16 protein-coding genes are annotated in these 16,604 nt (G+C 56.4%); 9 read left to right on the top strand and 7 right to left on the bottom strand.

The genetic code is table 11. From position 1 onward, the window contains the following. Positions 1-264: 264 nt before the first annotated feature. The gene (locus AC1PPK_RS13335; RefSeq protein ID WP_481113542.1) at positions 265-951 is read right to left on the bottom strand and encodes an SDR family oxidoreductase; all 687 of its coding nucleotides are present in this window, start codon (positions 949-951) and stop codon (positions 265-267) included. Between the two features lie 307 nt (positions 952-1,258). Between AC1PPK_RS13335 and AC1PPK_RS13330 the strand changes: the two genes are divergently transcribed. Further along, positions 1,259-1,684, top strand: a complete 426-nt coding sequence (locus tag AC1PPK_RS13330) for a carboxymuconolactone decarboxylase family protein (protein WP_481113541.1) — start codon at positions 1,259-1,261, stop codon at positions 1,682-1,684. Between the two features lie 43 nt (positions 1,685-1,727). On the opposite strand, the gene AC1PPK_RS13325 is transcribed toward AC1PPK_RS13330, so the two are convergent. After that, on the bottom strand, positions 1,728-2,768 hold the full coding sequence (locus AC1PPK_RS13325) for an SDR family oxidoreductase (RefSeq protein WP_481113540.1): 1,041 nt from the start codon (positions 2,766-2,768) through the stop codon (positions 1,728-1,730). A 92-nt stretch (positions 2,769-2,860) separates the two neighbouring features. Between AC1PPK_RS13325 and AC1PPK_RS13320 the strand changes: the two genes are divergently transcribed. Continuing rightward, entirely contained in the window at positions 2,861-3,241 is a 381-nt protein-coding gene (locus AC1PPK_RS13320; protein WP_481113539.1) for a MerR family transcriptional regulator, read from the top strand. Here the strand turns inward: AC1PPK_RS13320 and AC1PPK_RS13315 are convergent. Further along, a complete protein-coding gene (locus AC1PPK_RS13315) occupies positions 3,238-4,158 on the bottom strand; it encodes a LysR substrate-binding domain-containing protein (RefSeq protein ID WP_481113538.1) in 921 nt (306 codons plus the stop codon). The genes AC1PPK_RS13320 and AC1PPK_RS13315 overlap by 4 nt on opposite strands. 129 nt (positions 4,159-4,287) lie before the next feature. Between AC1PPK_RS13315 and AC1PPK_RS13310 the strand changes: the two genes are divergently transcribed. The 6 genes from AC1PPK_RS13310 (at position 4,288) to AC1PPK_RS13285 (ending at position 10,519) form a co-directional block, all read left to right on the top strand. Further along, positions 4,288-5,523 carry an MFS transporter gene (locus AC1PPK_RS13310; RefSeq protein WP_481113537.1) on the top strand — a complete coding sequence of 412 codons (1,236 nt, stop codon included), beginning with the start codon at positions 4,288-4,290 and terminating at the stop codon, positions 5,521-5,523. After that, entirely contained in the window at positions 5,520-5,645 is a 126-nt protein-coding gene (locus AC1PPK_RS13305; RefSeq protein WP_481113536.1) for a hypothetical protein, read from the top strand. The genes AC1PPK_RS13310 and AC1PPK_RS13305 overlap by 4 nt, the downstream gene beginning before the upstream one ends. A 30-nt stretch (positions 5,646-5,675) precedes the next feature. Further along, positions 5,676-5,984, top strand: a complete 309-nt coding sequence (locus tag AC1PPK_RS13300; RefSeq protein WP_481113535.1) for an antibiotic biosynthesis monooxygenase family protein — start codon at positions 5,676-5,678, stop codon at positions 5,982-5,984. A gap of 55 nt (positions 5,985-6,039) precedes the next feature. Then, entirely contained in the window at positions 6,040-6,960 is a 921-nt protein-coding gene (locus tag AC1PPK_RS13295; protein ID WP_481113534.1) for a polysaccharide deacetylase family protein, read from the top strand. A gap of 437 nt (positions 6,961-7,397) precedes the next feature. Beyond that, positions 7,398-7,694, top strand: a complete 297-nt coding sequence (locus tag AC1PPK_RS13290; RefSeq protein WP_481113533.1) for a hypothetical protein — start codon at positions 7,398-7,400, stop codon at positions 7,692-7,694. A gap of 302 nt (positions 7,695-7,996) precedes the next feature. Next, positions 7,997-10,519 (top strand): tetratricopeptide repeat protein, encoded by a 2,523-nt coding sequence (locus tag AC1PPK_RS13285; RefSeq protein WP_481113532.1) that lies wholly within the window; start codon positions 7,997-7,999, stop codon positions 10,517-10,519. A 242-nt stretch (positions 10,520-10,761) separates the two neighbouring features. On the opposite strand, the gene AC1PPK_RS13280 is transcribed toward AC1PPK_RS13285, so the two are convergent. From AC1PPK_RS13280 to AC1PPK_RS13265, 4 genes are all read right to left on the bottom strand, one after another. Further along, on the bottom strand, positions 10,762-13,227 hold the full coding sequence (locus tag AC1PPK_RS13280; RefSeq protein WP_481113531.1) for a DEAD/DEAH box helicase: 2,466 nt from the start codon (positions 13,225-13,227) through the stop codon (positions 10,762-10,764). Positions 13,228-13,313: 86 nt separating this feature from the next. Further along, complete coding sequence (locus tag AC1PPK_RS13275) at positions 13,314-14,288, bottom strand: HamA C-terminal domain-containing protein (protein WP_481113530.1); 975 nt, start codon at positions 14,286-14,288, stop codon at positions 13,314-13,316. Positions 14,289-15,024: 736 nt separating this feature from the next. Continuing rightward, the gene (locus AC1PPK_RS13270; RefSeq protein ID WP_481113529.1) at positions 15,025-15,399 is read right to left on the bottom strand and encodes a hypothetical protein; all 375 of its coding nucleotides are present in this window, start codon (positions 15,397-15,399) and stop codon (positions 15,025-15,027) included. Between the two features lie 67 nt (positions 15,400-15,466). Next, positions 15,467-15,826 carry a hypothetical protein gene (locus AC1PPK_RS13265; protein ID WP_481113528.1) on the bottom strand — a complete coding sequence of 120 codons (360 nt, stop codon included), beginning with the start codon at positions 15,824-15,826 and terminating at the stop codon, positions 15,467-15,469. Here AC1PPK_RS13265 and AC1PPK_RS13260 point away from each other — a divergent pair. Then, complete coding sequence (locus AC1PPK_RS13260) at positions 15,825-16,466, top strand: HAD hydrolase-like protein (protein WP_481113527.1); 642 nt, start codon at positions 15,825-15,827, stop codon at positions 16,464-16,466. The two genes, AC1PPK_RS13265 and AC1PPK_RS13260, sit on opposite strands and share 2 nt — an antisense overlap. Positions 16,467-16,604: the final 138 nt, after the last annotated feature.

The raw sequence follows: 16,604 nt of genomic DNA, 5'->3' as shown, positions 1-16,604 counted from the left end.
GTCTCCAGGTTATTTGAATAAGCTCGACATCGCTCGAACTCGATTCTAGAGAGTCAATGGCCGTCCGCCAGGCTCAAACCGGGGAGCGTGGAAATCCCTCTCTGTTTATCAGGCAAATTGCCCAGACAGCGGCGACGCCGCCAACGTGTTCCGGCGCATGGATGCGGCAAACCAGGAACACGAGCGGCGGGCCTGCGGAATGATCGCGGACGAAACGGCGCTACGCCGATCCAGATATTGAAACGGTGATCTCGGGCAATGAGATTATCGTTGCACCCAACCACCACAGACAGGGAATACCTGCCCCACGAAACAATTGGCCTGTGCGCTGCAAAGATAGGCGGCAAATTCTGCATCCTCTCTTGCGGAGACCAGACGGCCGAGCGGAACCTCTCTCTTGAGTCGTTCCTGAAAACGCGGGTTGGATTGCACGTCCGCAGGAAAATAGGTTGGGTTGTCTACGAAGTTCTGGGCAATGGCGTTGATCTGAATGTTGTATGCGGCCATCTCGGCGCCTACTGACTGCACATAGGCAAGCTGCGCACCTCGGGCAGCACTATAGGTGGATGCACGCCTCATACCCCGCAGAGCAGATGCGCTCCCCATGACCAGTATTTTTCCTGCTTGCCGCTCGATCATGGGTGGCAGGGCAACCCGAAAGAGCCGGGGAAGCGGATCCACCAACGCTGCAAACGTCGCCCTCCACTCCTCCTCAGAGGCCTCAATGGCAGGGGTATTTGGCGCCGGAATCGATAAATTGGCCAAAAGAATATCCACATGGCCCGCAGCAGCGAAGATTGCGGCAGGTTCATCCTCACCGATCAAAGTAGCAGTACTTGGTATTACCGTGGCACCATGTTCTGCGAACACTTCGCATAGCGTCGGTCCCATGAAGGTATCGGAGTGGGTAATCAGTACCCGCTTGCCTAGTAGATTGAGTTGATCCGGCATGCTCCCACCTGTCAAAGTATTTACATGTTAGTGGAGAGAAACACACAGCATCCAGGATGATCCGGTTTATAAGGATGAAGAATGCTGAGGCTGTTCGACAGTTATCCGATCACAATGTTGCAACCCATTGGTACCTGACCGACGGGAACGTACCGATCGATAAACGGGCACGCCCCCTACGCCTGATTTTAGGGCTTCTTGGGTCAACATCTGCCGCACCCGCACGCCTGCTCATGGCATCGCCGATATTGCCAATCTGGAATTCCAGCAGATAAGCTCACCGCCATTTCCACCTGGAGTGTCCACCATGACCCGCGACGCACAATTCGAACAGGGACTGCAAAAGCGCAAACAAGTGATGGGCGAAGCCTTCGTCGACAAAGCATTCGCCAACGCGGACGCCTTCACCGCCCCCCTCCAGGAACTCGTCACCCGCAACGCCTGGGGCACGACCTGGTGCCGTGACGGACTCGATATGAAGACCCGCAGCCTGCTCACCCTGTCGATGCTGACCGCCCTCGGCCGGAGCACCGAACTCAAAGGCCATGTACGCGGCGCCATCAATAATGGCGCCAGCGTCAAGGAAATCCAGGAAACGCTGCTGCACGCCACCGTCTATTGCGGCTTCCCCCTCGCCATCGACGCCTTCCGCTCGGCCCAGGAGGTGTTGAAGGAAATGGGGATGATCGAAAAGGAAGGGAGTGTGATCGACCTTACGCAAAGCGCTCCATAAGGCCGAGGAGCCATCCTGAAATGACACGCTCGCAAATTACTACTTAGGGCAGCGATGACGATTCAGCCAATCGCTGACGGTGCCACCTTACTTCATCCGCCAACGTTTCTTCCATGGGCCTGAAACCCAAGCCGAACTCCCTGCGAATCTTGTCCGCAGAGAATCGCCGCCCGTAGTCCTTGGCCATGTTGTTGACCGTCGCCAGACTGAGCAACACCGGCTTGCCGGTCAGTCGGGCATAGGTCTCCTGCAGCAAGGCGATGGCATACAGCATCATGCGGGGGAGCTTGCGGCGTGGTGCGGGAATGCCGGTTACGGTTTCCATCGCCTGCAAGAGCCTGGACATGCTGACCGGATGACCTCCGGCCAGATAGCGCTCGCCTCGTCTCCCTGTTCGGCTCGACGCCAGGGCGACCTGAGCCACATCCCGGGCATCCACCACCGAGAAGGCCGCATCGGCCACCCCCGGAATCTTTCGACGCAGATAATCCTGAACGAACTGCCCTGCCGAAGTTGGCCCAAGATCGCCAGGGCCGTGCATCCAGCCGGGCAGGACGAGGGAAATGTGCATGTCCGGGTGGCTGTCGAGAAAAGCGAATACCGCCTCGTCGGCTTCGATCTTGCTGCAGTAATAGTCATCCGGCGCCGCGTCTTTTGCCAAAGGCATGGTCTCGTCCGTCACTCCGGCCTGATTGAGGCGCAACACGGCGATGGAGCTGATATGGACCACGCGCCGAATACCTGCGGCATAAGCCTCGTTCAGCAAGGCTTGAGTACCTTCGACATTGGTCTTGCGCAAGGCGTCCAGATGGCGGCCGCCCTTGTAGCTCTCCCGGAAGTAGGCCGCGGTATGAAAAAGTACATCACAGCCCTGCAAGGCCGGAGCAAAACCCTTCGCACAAGCGAGATCCCCAAGCACCCACTCCAGACGGTCATCCACCAAGCCCGCGAACTGTTCGGAAGCCTTCTGCTGCGATCGCACCAGTGCTTTGACCCGATACCCCTCTGCGAGCAAGAGGCGCACAAGATTGTTGCCCAGCAAGCCCGTAGCGCCGGTGACGAATGCGGTCTTTTCCTGCGTCATGTTCTCTCCCGAGATCCACTCAAAACGCGACTGTAAACAGTGGTGTAAAGTCCAAGGTCAAGACACGGATCACTGGGCAGGAGGATTTGACGATGCGGATCGGGGAACTGGCCGAACAGACAGGAATGACACGCGATGCCATCCGCTTCTATGAGCGCCTGGGCCTCATCAAGCCGGAGCGCGGCCAGGAAGGACGCCATGGCTATCGCCGTTACGACGCCACCGCCGTTCGACGGCTGGGCCTGATCAAGCAAGGCAAAACGCTGGGCTTTTCGCTCGAAGAAATCCACGAGCTGCTGGACGCGTGGGCCAATCACACCCTGAAACCGGAGCAGAAGCGCTCAGTGCTTGCCGACAAGATTGCGGTTGTCGACCGGAAAATCTCGGAACTCCAGACGCTTGCGCAGGACCTGAGACGGGCGCTGAGCAATGTCCGGGAAGATTGCCACCAGCCCGCTGAAGCTTCCTGTTAGCGCCTCCTCATAAGCTCTTGACTGCCGGCCTCTTCCTCTATCCAACGGGTCACAACCTCAACGACCGGGCGCGGCATCGTTTCGGGTTGGATCAGCCAGTAGCCATATCGACATGGGCGGGACAACGCCGGGGTTTCGACATATCCGAGCAGTTTCTTTTCGATTTGATCACTGATGAGCGGAACTCTCCCCAATGCGATGCCCTGACCGCTCATGGCCGCCAGAATCACCTGGTCGTATTGATTGAAACGCACCACGCTGCGAGGGCGGGCATCCGGCCAGCCATGCTCACCCAGCCATGACTTCCAGGTAAGCCAGGGGCGCTGGGGATCTTCATATTCCAGCAACACCAGCTTCTGGAAATCATCCGCTGAATGGATTCGCTCAATCCCGAGCACAGGATTCGCGACGACGCCGATGGACTCTTCGAAGAGCAGCGTCGCCCCAGGTGGCGCATCTTCAGGACGGCAGTAGCGAATCCCCAGATCAATGCCTTCCCGCTTCAGGTCCGCCACCCGATTCAATGCCAGCACGCGCAGATCGATGTCGGGATAGCGCTCCTGAAACCTTCCTATGCGGGGCAACAGCCACAGCGTTGCCACGCCAATGCTCGCTGTCACCGTAACGGGGCGCTCCGCCGGCCTTAGGGTTTCGAAAGCCTCCTGCAATCGCCGCAGCGATGGATCGACTTTCCGGAACAGACGCTCGCCTTCCGGCGTAAAGCTGAGAGAACGATGACTGCGCAGGAAGAGCTTGCACTCAAGCGCGTCCTCAAGGGCCAGGATCTGCCGGCTGACGGCGGACTGGGTGAGGTGCAGCTCATTGGCTGCAACCGTGATGCTCAGATGCCGCCCCACCGCAACGAAACCCTTCAACAGGTCAAGGGATGGAATGCGCACCGGCGTGCTGGTAACCATAATTCATTCCCTTTTGGAATGTAACGAATTCCCGAATATCGCTTGAGAGCCCAACTGTGACGGATTCTAATCCTACCCAAGCAGCTTCATGAATCATGCATTTGGGAACAGACAAACCGTGGATAGGGCATGGTGATGCACATCAACACTCAACCGGATAGACATTGGTGGCAGGAACCCCTGGCGTTCGTGCTGGCCGGCGGCATCGTGATGGGCTTGTCCCTGGGGATACGTCACGCTTTCGGGATCTTCATGGTGCCGATCACCATGGATCACGGCTGGAACCGCGAAACGTTCAGCTTTGCGATCGCATTGCAGAATCTTGTCTGGGGCATCATGCAGCCGTTCGTCGGCATGGTCGCCGACCGCTTCGGCTCGCGTCGCGTCGTCATGGTCGGAATGATCTGCTACGCCTGCGGACTGGTCGGCATGGCGTATGGCCCGACGCAACTTGTCTTCACCCTCAGCGCCGGCGTCCTCGTCGGTATTGCTCTCGCCTGCACGTCATTCGGCGTCATCTACGGCGCCTTGAGTCGCCTGGTCCCACCGGAGCGCCGCGGCTGGGCGTTGGGGCTTGCCGGCGCCGCTGGCGGACTGGGGCAATTCTTTCTGGTTCCGGTCTCACAGATACTCATCGACACCTTTACCTGGAGCGGTTCGTTCATCGCGCTCGCGCTTGCCTGCCTGGTGGTGCTGCCGCTGGCCTTGCCGCTTGCCGACGTTCCGACACAAACAGGCAGCCAGCAGCAAAGCCTGCGGGACGCACTCGTCGAGGCGTTTTCCCATCAGGGATTCTGGCTGCTGATCATCGGCTTCTTCGCATGTGGCTTTCACCTGGCCTTTATCGCCAACCACCTGCCATCCTATCTGCGCGACAAGGGCATGAGCCAATCCGCGGCGGTAATCGGTCTCGCCGTGATCGCCCTGGCCAACGTCACCGGCACCTACGTGTGCGGATTGATGGGCAACCGATTCCGCCGGAAATATGTGCTTTTCTGGATCTACGTACTGCGGTCCCTGGCCATTGCAGCGTTCTACCTCCTGCCCCTCAGCCAATTCACCCTGTACGCGTTTTGCGCCGTGATGGGCTTCATCTGGTTGGGTACGGTGCCACTGACCAACGGCCTCCTTTCCCAGATATTTGGCATCCGGTATCTCACAACGCTGTTCGGCTTTGTCTTCTTCGGCCACCAGCTTGGATCGTTTCTCGGCGTATGGCTGGGCGGATACGTCTTCGACACGACGCGCTCCTATGACCTGGTCTGGCAACTGAGCATCGCCATTGGCCTGCTGTCCGCAGCCCTGCATTACCCGATCCAGGATGGCGAGATTCAACGGCCCGCGCTATCGGGAGCCCATGCATGAAATACCGGCTCATCCTGATCAGCTTGCTGACAGTCGGCATCGGGTTGGCGTTCTGCGCCTACCTGAATCCGATGAATGTCTGGCGCTGGGCGATCCTGATGAGCCTTTGCCAGACACGTTAATCGCCATCACCCATGAAAGGAGCAGCCCCCATGAACCAGATTGCCACCACGCCGAGGCCCCCGTACTACGCGGTAATTTTCACGTCGTTTCTACACGACGAAGCCGATGGATACGCCGAAGCAGCGCAATACGCCTTGTCTTTAGCCATGAAACAGCCAGGCTTCCTCGGATACGAAGGTGTCAGAGCGGGCATGGGGATTTCCGTGTCCTACTGGGATTCCCTTGAAGCCATCCGGGCCTGGAAGGAGCATCCGGAACACAGACTGCTGCAGCAGAAAGAGCAACTCTGGTTTCGTGAATCCAAGATCCGGATTTGCAAGGTGGAAAGAGACTACTGATCTCCGCCCCCGTATCCTGTCGCTCCCGGTAACATCGCGCGCCTTGCTTCCCGACATGGTTTCCCGTCTTTCCTCCTTCCGACTGATCCTTGTTCTTGTTCTCTTCCTATGGGCCCCGTGGAGCTCCGCGCAGACACTCGCGCTGACCTTCGACGACGGTTTCAATCCCACTGCGCAGCCCAGGGCGGCGCAGTGGAATGCGCAGATGCTGGCCGCCTTGCATGAACACAAAATCCAATCCGCCCTGTTCCCCTCACTGGCGCGCATGGGCGGTGTTGAAGGACTTGAGTTGGTGGCGGCATGGGCACAGGCAGGGCATCTGGTCGGGAACCATACAGCCAGTCACCGCAGCCTGGCCGATCCGAAAGTGTCGCTGGAATGGTTCATTTCCGACGTCCAGGCCGCGGACGCGATGGTCAGAGACTTACCCAGCTTCGTGCCGATGCTGCGGTTCCCCTATCTGAAGGAAGGCGACACCCTCACCAAGCGTGATGGTTTGAGGGCCTGGATGGCCCGCAATGGCTACAAAAGCGCCCCGGTATCCATCGACGCAAGCGACTGGTACTACAACCTCGTTTATGCCGCGCATCTGAAGGCGGGCGATGCCGGCAAGGCGGAACGCGTGAAACAGCGCTATATCCGCCATCTGCTCGACCGAGCAGCTTATTACGACGGTCTCGCCCGCGAAGTCCTCGGCAGAAGCCCGGCCCATGTCATGCTCCTCCACACCAACCAGATCAATGCCGAAGCCTTGCCAGAGGTAGTTGCAGCGCTGACGGCTCACGGCTGGACAATCATCTCTGCGAACACCGCATTTCAAGATCCGCTGTACGCACAAGCACCAGACACCCTTCCTGCCGGAGAAAGCATCATTTGGGCGCATGCCAAAGCGCACAATCTTCCGGGCCTGCGCTATCCAGCAGAAGATTCCGTGTATGAGGAGCCTTTGCTACGAGACGCCGGATTGGTGCCTTAGGATCCGGAAACGACTGCCGTCGCAAGCCTGGCATCCAAATACGACGTCATTCCCTTGACGCCCTCCCCTGCCCGCGCCGATACTCACCACGTCACCTAAACAGTGGTGATCGGGCGTGAGAACCCGATTGAATCAAGGCCGATGAAGGCCGCGTTTGACGCGGCTTTTTCTTGTCGGAGCATGGTCGCGTCTACTCAATGGCGGGCCGTGTGGGGCAGCCGCAAGGCTGGCCGGTTCCTTGATTCCGGTTTCTCACCCCCGCACGGTTCCGCCGCCCACCGTGAGAAGTGGATAGCGGAGATTCAGACCGCAATCAAGGAGCAACACGCCATGACTCGTCACGCCCGGCAGTGCGCACAAGCACGCACATGCATCGCCTCGCAACACCCCGCAGCCCACCCCGCGAACACGACACCCTGCGCACGGAGGGCCGCAGCATGAACGCCCCGATGAACTTCCCTGCCCCCTCCGCGCCCCTCTATGTGCTGGCAGACAGCGTGGACACGCTCGCCCTCGTCGACCAACTCAGCGCCCGCCTCGCCCAGCTCCAAGCCCTGCTCGCCATGACCCGTGGCAACGCCGGCGACGTGTTCCGGCGCATGAATGCGGAAAACCAGGAACATTACCTGTGGGCCTGCGGAATGATCGCGGACGAAGCCAGGGAGTTGATGGGGAGGATTGAGGGGCGCGGGTTTGCGGGTGTGGATGAGCGGGGAGGAAGGGAACGGGTGTAGAGGTTTGGGATGGCAGGGACGGAAAGCAGTGCCTGCCATCTGATGGTGGTTCTTACCGACGTGATACCTGACTGCGCGTCTGCTTGTCGGCCGTTGCAGCCATTCGGTGCTTCTAATCTAAGTCGCCGGTATCGACCGGTAGCTGCCATCAGACACCCAGCAGCGCACTACTGCAACACATGTAAAGCATGTTGTTATCATGGCAATGTAACGCGGATCACAAAGAGCATGCCTTGTCATGCTCAACGGATTGTGAAGTAGCTGTCTTGACTAGCCATGAACTACCCGACTAATTCTCTCCGATGATCGAGTTCAATCCTGCGACCTTCGAACACCACTTTCGAGCACTCCTTGACGACCCCGAATCGGATTTCGAATTGGATGAAATCGACGATGCACTCCAAAAGGTGTCAGGTGACTCCGAAGATGCCAGGGCCTGTGCGTACATTGCCGTCGAAGTGCTATCGAGGGAGAACCGTCCATGGCCGTTGGCCTATGCTTTGAACACTGCGGTGTGCGCGAGTTGCATTTCCGGAGATACCGAGCGGGTCAGGCTATATCTTGAGCAACTCGTGGACTTAGCTATCGCGGAGGGCGTCGATCTTGCGGCACTTTCGGCGGCGGAAAACGTTGGCCGTTTGCTGCCCGGCAACGCCAAAGCTGACCATGTGCCCAACGTCCTCTACGAGGTAGTTCGGTTGTATACGCACCTCGGAGAGATCGACAAGGCAATCAAGAACCTCATTACAGTAGCGTACCTCTTCGCTGATTTTGGCGCGTTTCAGCCTGCTTACCACTCGTTGGGTCAGGCTGAAGAGCTAGCGCGCGAACACCACCTGCTCCAGCCATATGCGGACACCGTTACCGCAATTTATGCCACATGCCTAATTGAGGAGGATCATGCATACGCTGAGCAGATCTGGCCGACGTTGGTGCAGATGTATTCCGAGCTGGGCACCCCCGTCCCCACGCATCTGGCCCTCAATCGCGCGACTTTGCTATTTCAGACCGGACACCATCAACTAGCGCGGATCGCTTATGAGGAAGTGCTTGTGACCATGCCACCATGCGATGCTGCGCGGCCCATGGCGCTGGTGAACCTGTCCGCATGCCTTCGCGAGCTCGGCGAGCTTGGTCTTTCCGAAGAACAGATGTCCGTTGCACGGGCACTGATGTCGTCGTGCGAGAACGTCGACCCCGAGTATCTTCTTGAGTTGGAGCTCATTGCATCGAAAAATGCCATCGCGAGATCAGATCCTGCTGAGGCCGTTGCCTGCCTGCATCGTTCGGTTCTGCATCTTGATGCCGCCGTCGTCCTTGTCGAGAAGCTGCATTACCGCCGCGGACTCCGCGATCGCTACATCCGACGAATCGAGTGGCTACTAGCAAGACTCCCCGTTACCGGCAGCGCCACGGATGTTGTCCCCGTGATCGCCGCAACAAGGGCAAACCGGGTGGCGGATTGGCTTCACTTCTTAGAGTGGGCTGCTGCACTAGCCTTGAAGCTATCCCCTCAAGAAAGGGATGAGCTGAATCGTTTGGTGGATCGTCTCGCTGGTGAAGGATCACCACACCTGTTTGGCTTCCTAGAGAAGTATGACGACCCGATGTCGGCGATCTCGAAGCCCGATCCATGGCGCGACATCGCCGAGTACGCGGACAAGGTTAGTGCTCTTCATTGCGTCAGCCGGCCCTTTCAGGATGCGACCTCCGAGCGCAGCGCAGCTACCATTTATGAGCGGCTAAACGAAGGTTACGCCATCCTCGTGAACATGCTCACTGCTGATCACAAAATTTTGCTGATCCTCGGAAACCGGTATGTCCTGTGCGAGCTTCCTGAGGCGCAATCGCGTGGCTTCCATTCGGCCTTGGTACAGCATCGTCAAGCGCCAGGAAAAGCCCAGGCGCTCGCTCACGCTGTAGGTGAGTACGAGAAGGCGTTGCTCGATGCACTCGCCCCCGTACTGGACGAACTTGCGGAGGTGAACTGCAAGGGCGTGATTTTTATTCCGGATGGGATGGATCTGACGCCGATTAATCTGGTGTTGGTGGGACATCCTGGGATTCGCGCACGCATGGCTGCTGGAGAGTTCGACGTGCGCACATGCATAGCGCTTCATCCCGCCAAGCGCGTAGCCCGCGCGCCGGCTGCCTGCCTGGGCATTGTGGAAAACGGCTCAGGCCTTCAATATGCCCGGACAGATGTTGAAGGGTTCTTCACAGGTGTCAAGGCGGTCGGAACCCTGATAGAGAATCCGGGGTGGGATGAGTTTGCGCATCGCATGGCGTCGACCGATGCTCTCGTCTTGTCCCATCACGGCACCTCCGTTGGCTTGTTCAGGGATCCGTTTTTCGCGGACATGGCAGGACATGGCACGACGAGCATCATGAGCCTGATGCAACTCCAAAGCGCGACCTTTCGCTGGCCTCATCGCATCGTGGTTTTGGGCACCTGCCATAGCGGTAGTCTCGTCAATCGCAACTACCAAAAGACGTTCCGTGCACATGAGCTTATGGGATTCCCGGTCGTTTTTCTGTTGAATGGTCAGTCGGAAGTGCTAGCTGCGTCATGGGCAATTCTCGACCGATTCAATCTTCTGCTCACAACTCTTTTCGCGCCGGGGCTGCGCGAAGCTCACCCTTCGAGCGCTATGAGCACTGCGTTAGCTAAACTTGTCGATCTTCCTAGCGAAGAGCTTCCGGCTCTGCTGCTTCGCGCATTCCCGCCGGGGACGCAAATCTCGCATGAGTTGCTATCCCAAATCGACAACTTGCGGCGGCAGCCGTTCTGCTATGGCGCTTATCAGACCTATACCTTGCTTTAGCCTCCCAGGATAGACGAATGGCGGATTGAACATCAGCGCAAATCCCAACTTCAGCTATGGGTCGAAAACCGTCGTCAGCTCTCCACGCCCCCACCGACTGCTTTGGCCGAGGAAGAGCCCGTCGGATCAGCGGCTGGACCTCGGCCAAAGTGGACCTTTCATTATGTGACGCACAACGACCGCCATACACAAAATTCCGGACACGTCCTGATTGGGCGCTTGAGTCCTTTGTTGCATTTTCTTTAAATTGATGGAGTGACAAGCCCCTTCTGCACAAGTTCCTGCGAAATGATTTTCGAAAGCTTCAGGTCCTCCGTTCTCAGAGAAGCAAGCCATGATTTCGCACGTGCAAGCGTCGGATTCGAATCCGGCATTAGATCTTGCAGCAACGACGCAGTGACTCGTGACAGACCGAGCTCTATAAATGCTTGACCAGCTACTGACGACACACCTAACTCCAAAGCAAGGGGAAAATCAAATACAGAGTTAGCTTCAACCTCTAATTTCCGTTCGCGCAGGGCAAATCGTAGAAGGTCCACGTATGCTTTTCCAAGTTGCACATACTCGAATCGCAACTTGTCCTCTACAAATTCAAATGTGCTTCTTACATGGGTGTCCACGTTAACTTCGCGATTTGTTTTCCTATTTTTCTGAGCGAGCTCTATACTCTTTCCAATAAGAACGGGAAGCGGAGCGCCGCGCATCCAAGCCAGGCCAATCGTCGCGAGTTTCTTGTTAAACCCGGCGAAACTGAATCCGAGTATATATTTGTTAATCCGAGCGAAGACCTGCACGTAACTGTCGTACACGTCACCTGATGGATGTTGCGGAAGAAGCTCGTGCGCACGCCCCGCAGCAATGAGTACTCGAAACCTTGCGAGAAGACGGGCTTGGCCAAACGGATTTACAGTCCAATTGACCTCCAAAATCTCTGATGGAAGGGCTAATTTTTCGACGATTTTTTCAGCCGCTTGAATTAAGACCTCGCGAGCCTCGCTGTCAAGAGGCGTATCAAACCTACCAAAGAATTGCGACAACGAGCCATTAGCAGCTCTAGACATCATCAGTCCGGCCGCCGCTTTTGCGTCAGATGGTACCTTCGAAATGTCACTTTCAAGGCCTCTTTCTAGAACTTGGAGCACGTCAGCGTATTTTCCCGCCACGGTCGCTCCGAAGGCTGGCTGAAGGGAAAAAGGCTGTGTGCTGCTTAGCGGCTTTTCGGCCCACTTTTCGTAATTCACCAAAAACACGTTACCAACGATGTCGTGATTCAGTCGGCCTGCTCGCCCGGCAAAGTTCCAAAGAGCAGCAGCGTCCAACTTCCCGTCGCGCCCACGCGTCGGCGTATCGATAAAAACGTTTCTAGCTGGAAGGTTAATCCCCTGGAACAACGTCGTCGTACAAACTAAGTATTTTATGTCGTCGCTCTTAAACGCCGATTCAATACTTTCCCGAAGCAGGCTAGGCATTTTCCCGTAATGGAATGCGACACCATGTAGCACTCGCTCTGCGAGGCTGTATCTTGGATGAACATGGTCTTTTATGAACTTGGATAGTTCAATTAACGCTGGCGTTGGATCCCTCGGTCTATCTGAAGCGAGTTGGAGCGCTATTTTCTCTGTCTGTGAAGGCCCAGTTCCGTAGACTAGCGATGCGCCTTTGCTTCCAAGCTCAAGCGCCACGGCGGCTAATACAGTCCTTTCGTTAAGAAATCCGCGGCTGCCAATGACGCGGCCAAGTTCTACCGCCTTCCTTACATCCAGGAGTTTCAGAAGGAGGTGATTTGGATTCGCGGCATCAGGAGTAACAACTATACGATTTTGGAGAACTGGAGATAGTATAGTACTCTTAACATTTATTTTTTCGATACCGATAGAATTCCCTACAGTATCGAAGCCTGTAGCGCCTGGAGCCAAGAACACAAACTGTGCAGCAGGATTCCGAGCCCGGCATTGTTCAAGACAATCCTGCAGAATCATCCCGCGAATGTCATCGCCGATGGATTGCGCCTCATCGACAATAATCATGTCAAATCGGATTGAAGTGATGCTTAACAACACCATAAGCCGCTCTTGCGTAAGCACAAATACTTGCCCAGGACGGTTTTCACTGTCGAGTGTGGGGATTGTAGAAACGCGTACTTTGTCTGAGACGTGGGTAAGTCTAATGTTTAACTTCTCGTTCACTTCAGCAATAAGAGCTCTTGTAGGCGCTACATAAATGCCGTAAAAGCCCTTTTCGTGCTCTGCTCGTTCGCAAAGTTGAGCAAGAACAACAAACGATTTTCCGGCAGAAGTAGGCGCGGTGACTGCGACGTTCTGACCAGTAGGTAACAACTCCCAAACGCTTCGCTGAAAATCAGTTAGCGGGACCTTGGCTCCGCCTATTTCTTCTGTGTTTATCTCGCGCAACAGGCAATTTGTTAACGACGTGCTCAATGACGGGCGAAGCTTTTCCGGCCGTCGCTCCAGTTGAGCTACGCCTGGAAAATTGCCGATGCTCGCAAGAATGCGAGTCGATGCCTCCAGTACTAAAGGATTGCGAGAAACCAAAGAACTGTATAGAGCAATGCGCTGGGCGAGTGAACGGTGACTATCTGAATTCGTCTGCGCAAATACTGACGCTGAGTAAACTAATCGTTCTGTGGCCTCGGGAAAGACATCACCGTCTTCGTTGGAGTTGTCGGCAGGAGCAACGATTTCCGACATTAGACCGCGAGCACTGACTGAATCGAGGTCATTCCAGAATTGATGGTGAGCCAGTATCCGCGACGAAAGCTGCTCTGCAAATGTTATCATTTTAGAGCCTCGCCGAACTTCTGACGCAAACCATCCACGGAGGGCACTGCTATGAAAAACGCTTGTAATTTCGTGGACTTGACATTGTTACTATTCAAATGCTTAAGCAGAGCTTCGTCATGATGCTTGTGCTGTTTCGCATAAAGCTCAATGAAGTGCTCTTCATGTATTGACGGCGGCTTACTGTCGTCAATAGGAATTCCTTTGGAATATAGCTTCTCTTCATAGCAAATAAACCCGACGTGTCTGTCGCGCTTCTGCAGTACTGATTCTGAATCGTACATATCGAAGTAACTCAACAAAACGTTTTTTTGCTCTTGCGGTAAAGCGTCGAGGTTGCTGAAGTCAGTAACTATCGTCAGCTCTCGCAGGTACTGCGCACGATTAGATACGAATGCAGATGTAGAAATTGCGAACTCTTTGGCCCCATCATTGGCGCTTTGAGCCAGTTTAGATTCGAGCCAAAAGACATTCATAACTCCGTCTGCGAATTTGGCATGAATTCCGTCTATGCCATGAACCGGCATATTGCTATTTGTTTTCAGTGAGAGCTTCGCGGCAATCTGCGCGGCCCCTAAGTGGCGCTCAGCAACACAGTAAGCAATAAGTTCACCAACCTCTCCAAAGCGGCCCGTATTGTTAGGGTCATACTCTAGAAATAGCCTGCGTGCTTCACGATGCAAACGTGCTAGAGGACGAGTATCCGTATGCGTTCGTGACTCGTTAGAGCGCGCAAGCGCAGCTTGACGCTTCTTCTTAGGAATGGCGTATGCGATTATGGAGTCGAGTAGATGCTCGATGAATGCATCGTCTCTCGGGACGTCTTCTTCGAACCGTAGAAATAAAAGCTTGCTTCGATGGTGCGCCCCATTGCTGCAATCGGGAATCGGAACTAAACCTATATATCGATCAAGCTCTTCATCATTTTCGCGCAGGCTTTCAAGGCCATTCTCTGAATCTTCAGTATCCATATCTCGTCGCCATCTCAGCGTGATAAGCACCCTCTATCGAATCACATTATCATAAGACTAATCGTATGTCGTTCGGCCGCCTGACTAAGCGCATCAGGCTAACGGCCGTTATGGCTGAGCGGTTTGCATTGAGCACTCACCTCGAGCGACAGCAGCAATCTGAAACCTGCGATTGGTACCCTGAAGGACCGAAAAACGGGATTGGGTCGAATGTGTGAGTTCGCTGGCATCGGAAGCTGACGTTTGCGCCTACAAGCACTGAAGGACAGTTTGCCGACCAACTGCGGCCCGACAATGAACGACTAGCCAACGACCGGATCAGCCGACAAGCAGCCCTCCCATCCAATTGACCTGAGTAGTCAGATCGCTACCTCTAACCAATTCCGGGGTCATTTCGGTAGGGTCAAATACGTCGTATCCGAGCACCGTGCAGATGAAAGGCATCAAAACGCGTTCTTGGTGGCCTCCTCCGTCTGAATCGCGGCAGCTTGCTGGCGGATCTTGGTGGCGAGTGCGTTGAGCGTTTCGATGAACTCCATGACATCCCCCCTTATAGTTTGTGATGCGAGGAGGCTCCCACGGAATGACGAATGAGCGCTATGACGGCTGACCATATTGGGCAGTGCGGAAGTTCACTTCTGACGGCAGAGGTCTCTCAACGTGAAAAGGCCCAGCTTCAGCCGGGCCTTCGCTTTCAAGCATATAACCGACCATCAGTCGGCGACTACATCCTCTTCTATGTCGTCGCCTCCTCCGCCTTCCCCGCCCTCGCCCGCGACTTCCGCTCCGACTTCTTCTTCAGCCCCAGCGCTGCGACCTGGTCCGAGTCCACGCCGTATTGCGCTTTGAACTGGTTTTTCACGCCGAGGATGGCGGCATGGAATTCGTGCTGGATGGCGACGGCTGCGTCGCGGGCTGCAGCGTAAGTGTTCTGGCTGTGCAGTTCGGCGTCGAGGGCGCTCTGCAGCTTGTTGAACAGGGCGGTGACGACATCGAAGCTGTAGTCGGTGTTGGCCGGCTTGTAGTCGGGGATGGCCTTGAAGGCGCGGTAGGTTTCGAGGTCGGCCAGCGTTACCTGACTGGGGAGCCGTTTGAACAGCGGGTTTGCCATGAGTCCTCCTGCGTGTGGTTTGGAAGGGAATGCGAGGCTTGTTACGACTATGTTAAATGCCTATTTTTTATAACTCAACAGCATATTTCATGTTGCGCGGTGCACAGTCGATGTTGTCGTGTGCGCATTGAATGTGGACGGCGTCGCATTCGATGTTGCGGCGTGCACATGCTTTGTTGACAGGTGAACACGGCACCTTGGGCAGGCTGGTATCCAATGCGGCGGCGAACGCATCGATGCATGCGCCGTCTACATTCGATGTGGACGCGGCGTTGTTCTGTGCGCGGGCGGCAACATCGAGTGGGGGCGCGGCGCTCTTTACCGTGCACGCGGCTTCGCGTAGTCTGCGCCCACCATTCCTTCGGCATACTCGGTCAACATCGACCGAGCGCCTTTCACTTTCGTCTGTTCCGGCTTTCTTGATCATGTCGCAGCGCCTCGCAGTATTCGATTTCGACGGCACGCTTGCCGATTCCTTCGATGCTTTTCTTGTGTCTCTCAACGAGGTGGCCAAGCGGCATGGTTTTCGCGGTATTGCGCCGGATGCAACGGAAGAGCCGCGCAAGATGTCGGGGCGGCAGTTGATGGATTACCTGGGGATTCCGTTCTGGAAGGTGCCGGCGATTGCGGTGGACATGCGGCAGCGGGTGCTGGCGCATATCGACATGGTGCAGCCCTATCCGGGCACGGCGGAGGCCTTGCGGGCGATTGCGGACCAGGGCACGGCGCTGGCGCTGGTGACGTCCAACTCCCGCGAGGCGGTGCGGGCGGTGCTGGGCGGGGAGACGCTGGCGCTGTTTGCGCAGGTGCATTGCGGTGCGTCCCTGTTCGGCAAGCGCTTCAAGCTGCAGGAGTTGTTGTGGTCGAGCCGGCTGAAGCCGCAGCAGGTGGTGTACGTGGGCGACGAGATCCGCGATGCGGAGGCCGCGGCGGCGGTGGGCATGGCTTTCCTGGGCGTGGCCTGGGGTTTCACGCGGGCGGCGGAGTTCCAGAAGTATTGCCGGCATCCGCTGGTGGAGTGCATGGCCGACCTGCCAGCGGCGATTGCGGACGTACTGCCGGGCTGACGCGGGCCCGCCGGACCGTGCTCCGCAAGGATGAGCCGGCTCCAGCGCAGTTCCGCAACACAAGCATGGGAAGATCGATGACATTCAAGTCCATCGATCTGGCCGCGCGCCGCGTGATCCCCCTATACTGGCGCGGTG

This window comes from Zoogloea sp. JDB1 (genome assembly GCF_056724025.1).
The sequence above is the reverse complement of the archived record's forward strand: the minus strand, read 5'-3'. Positions and strand labels throughout refer to the sequence as shown.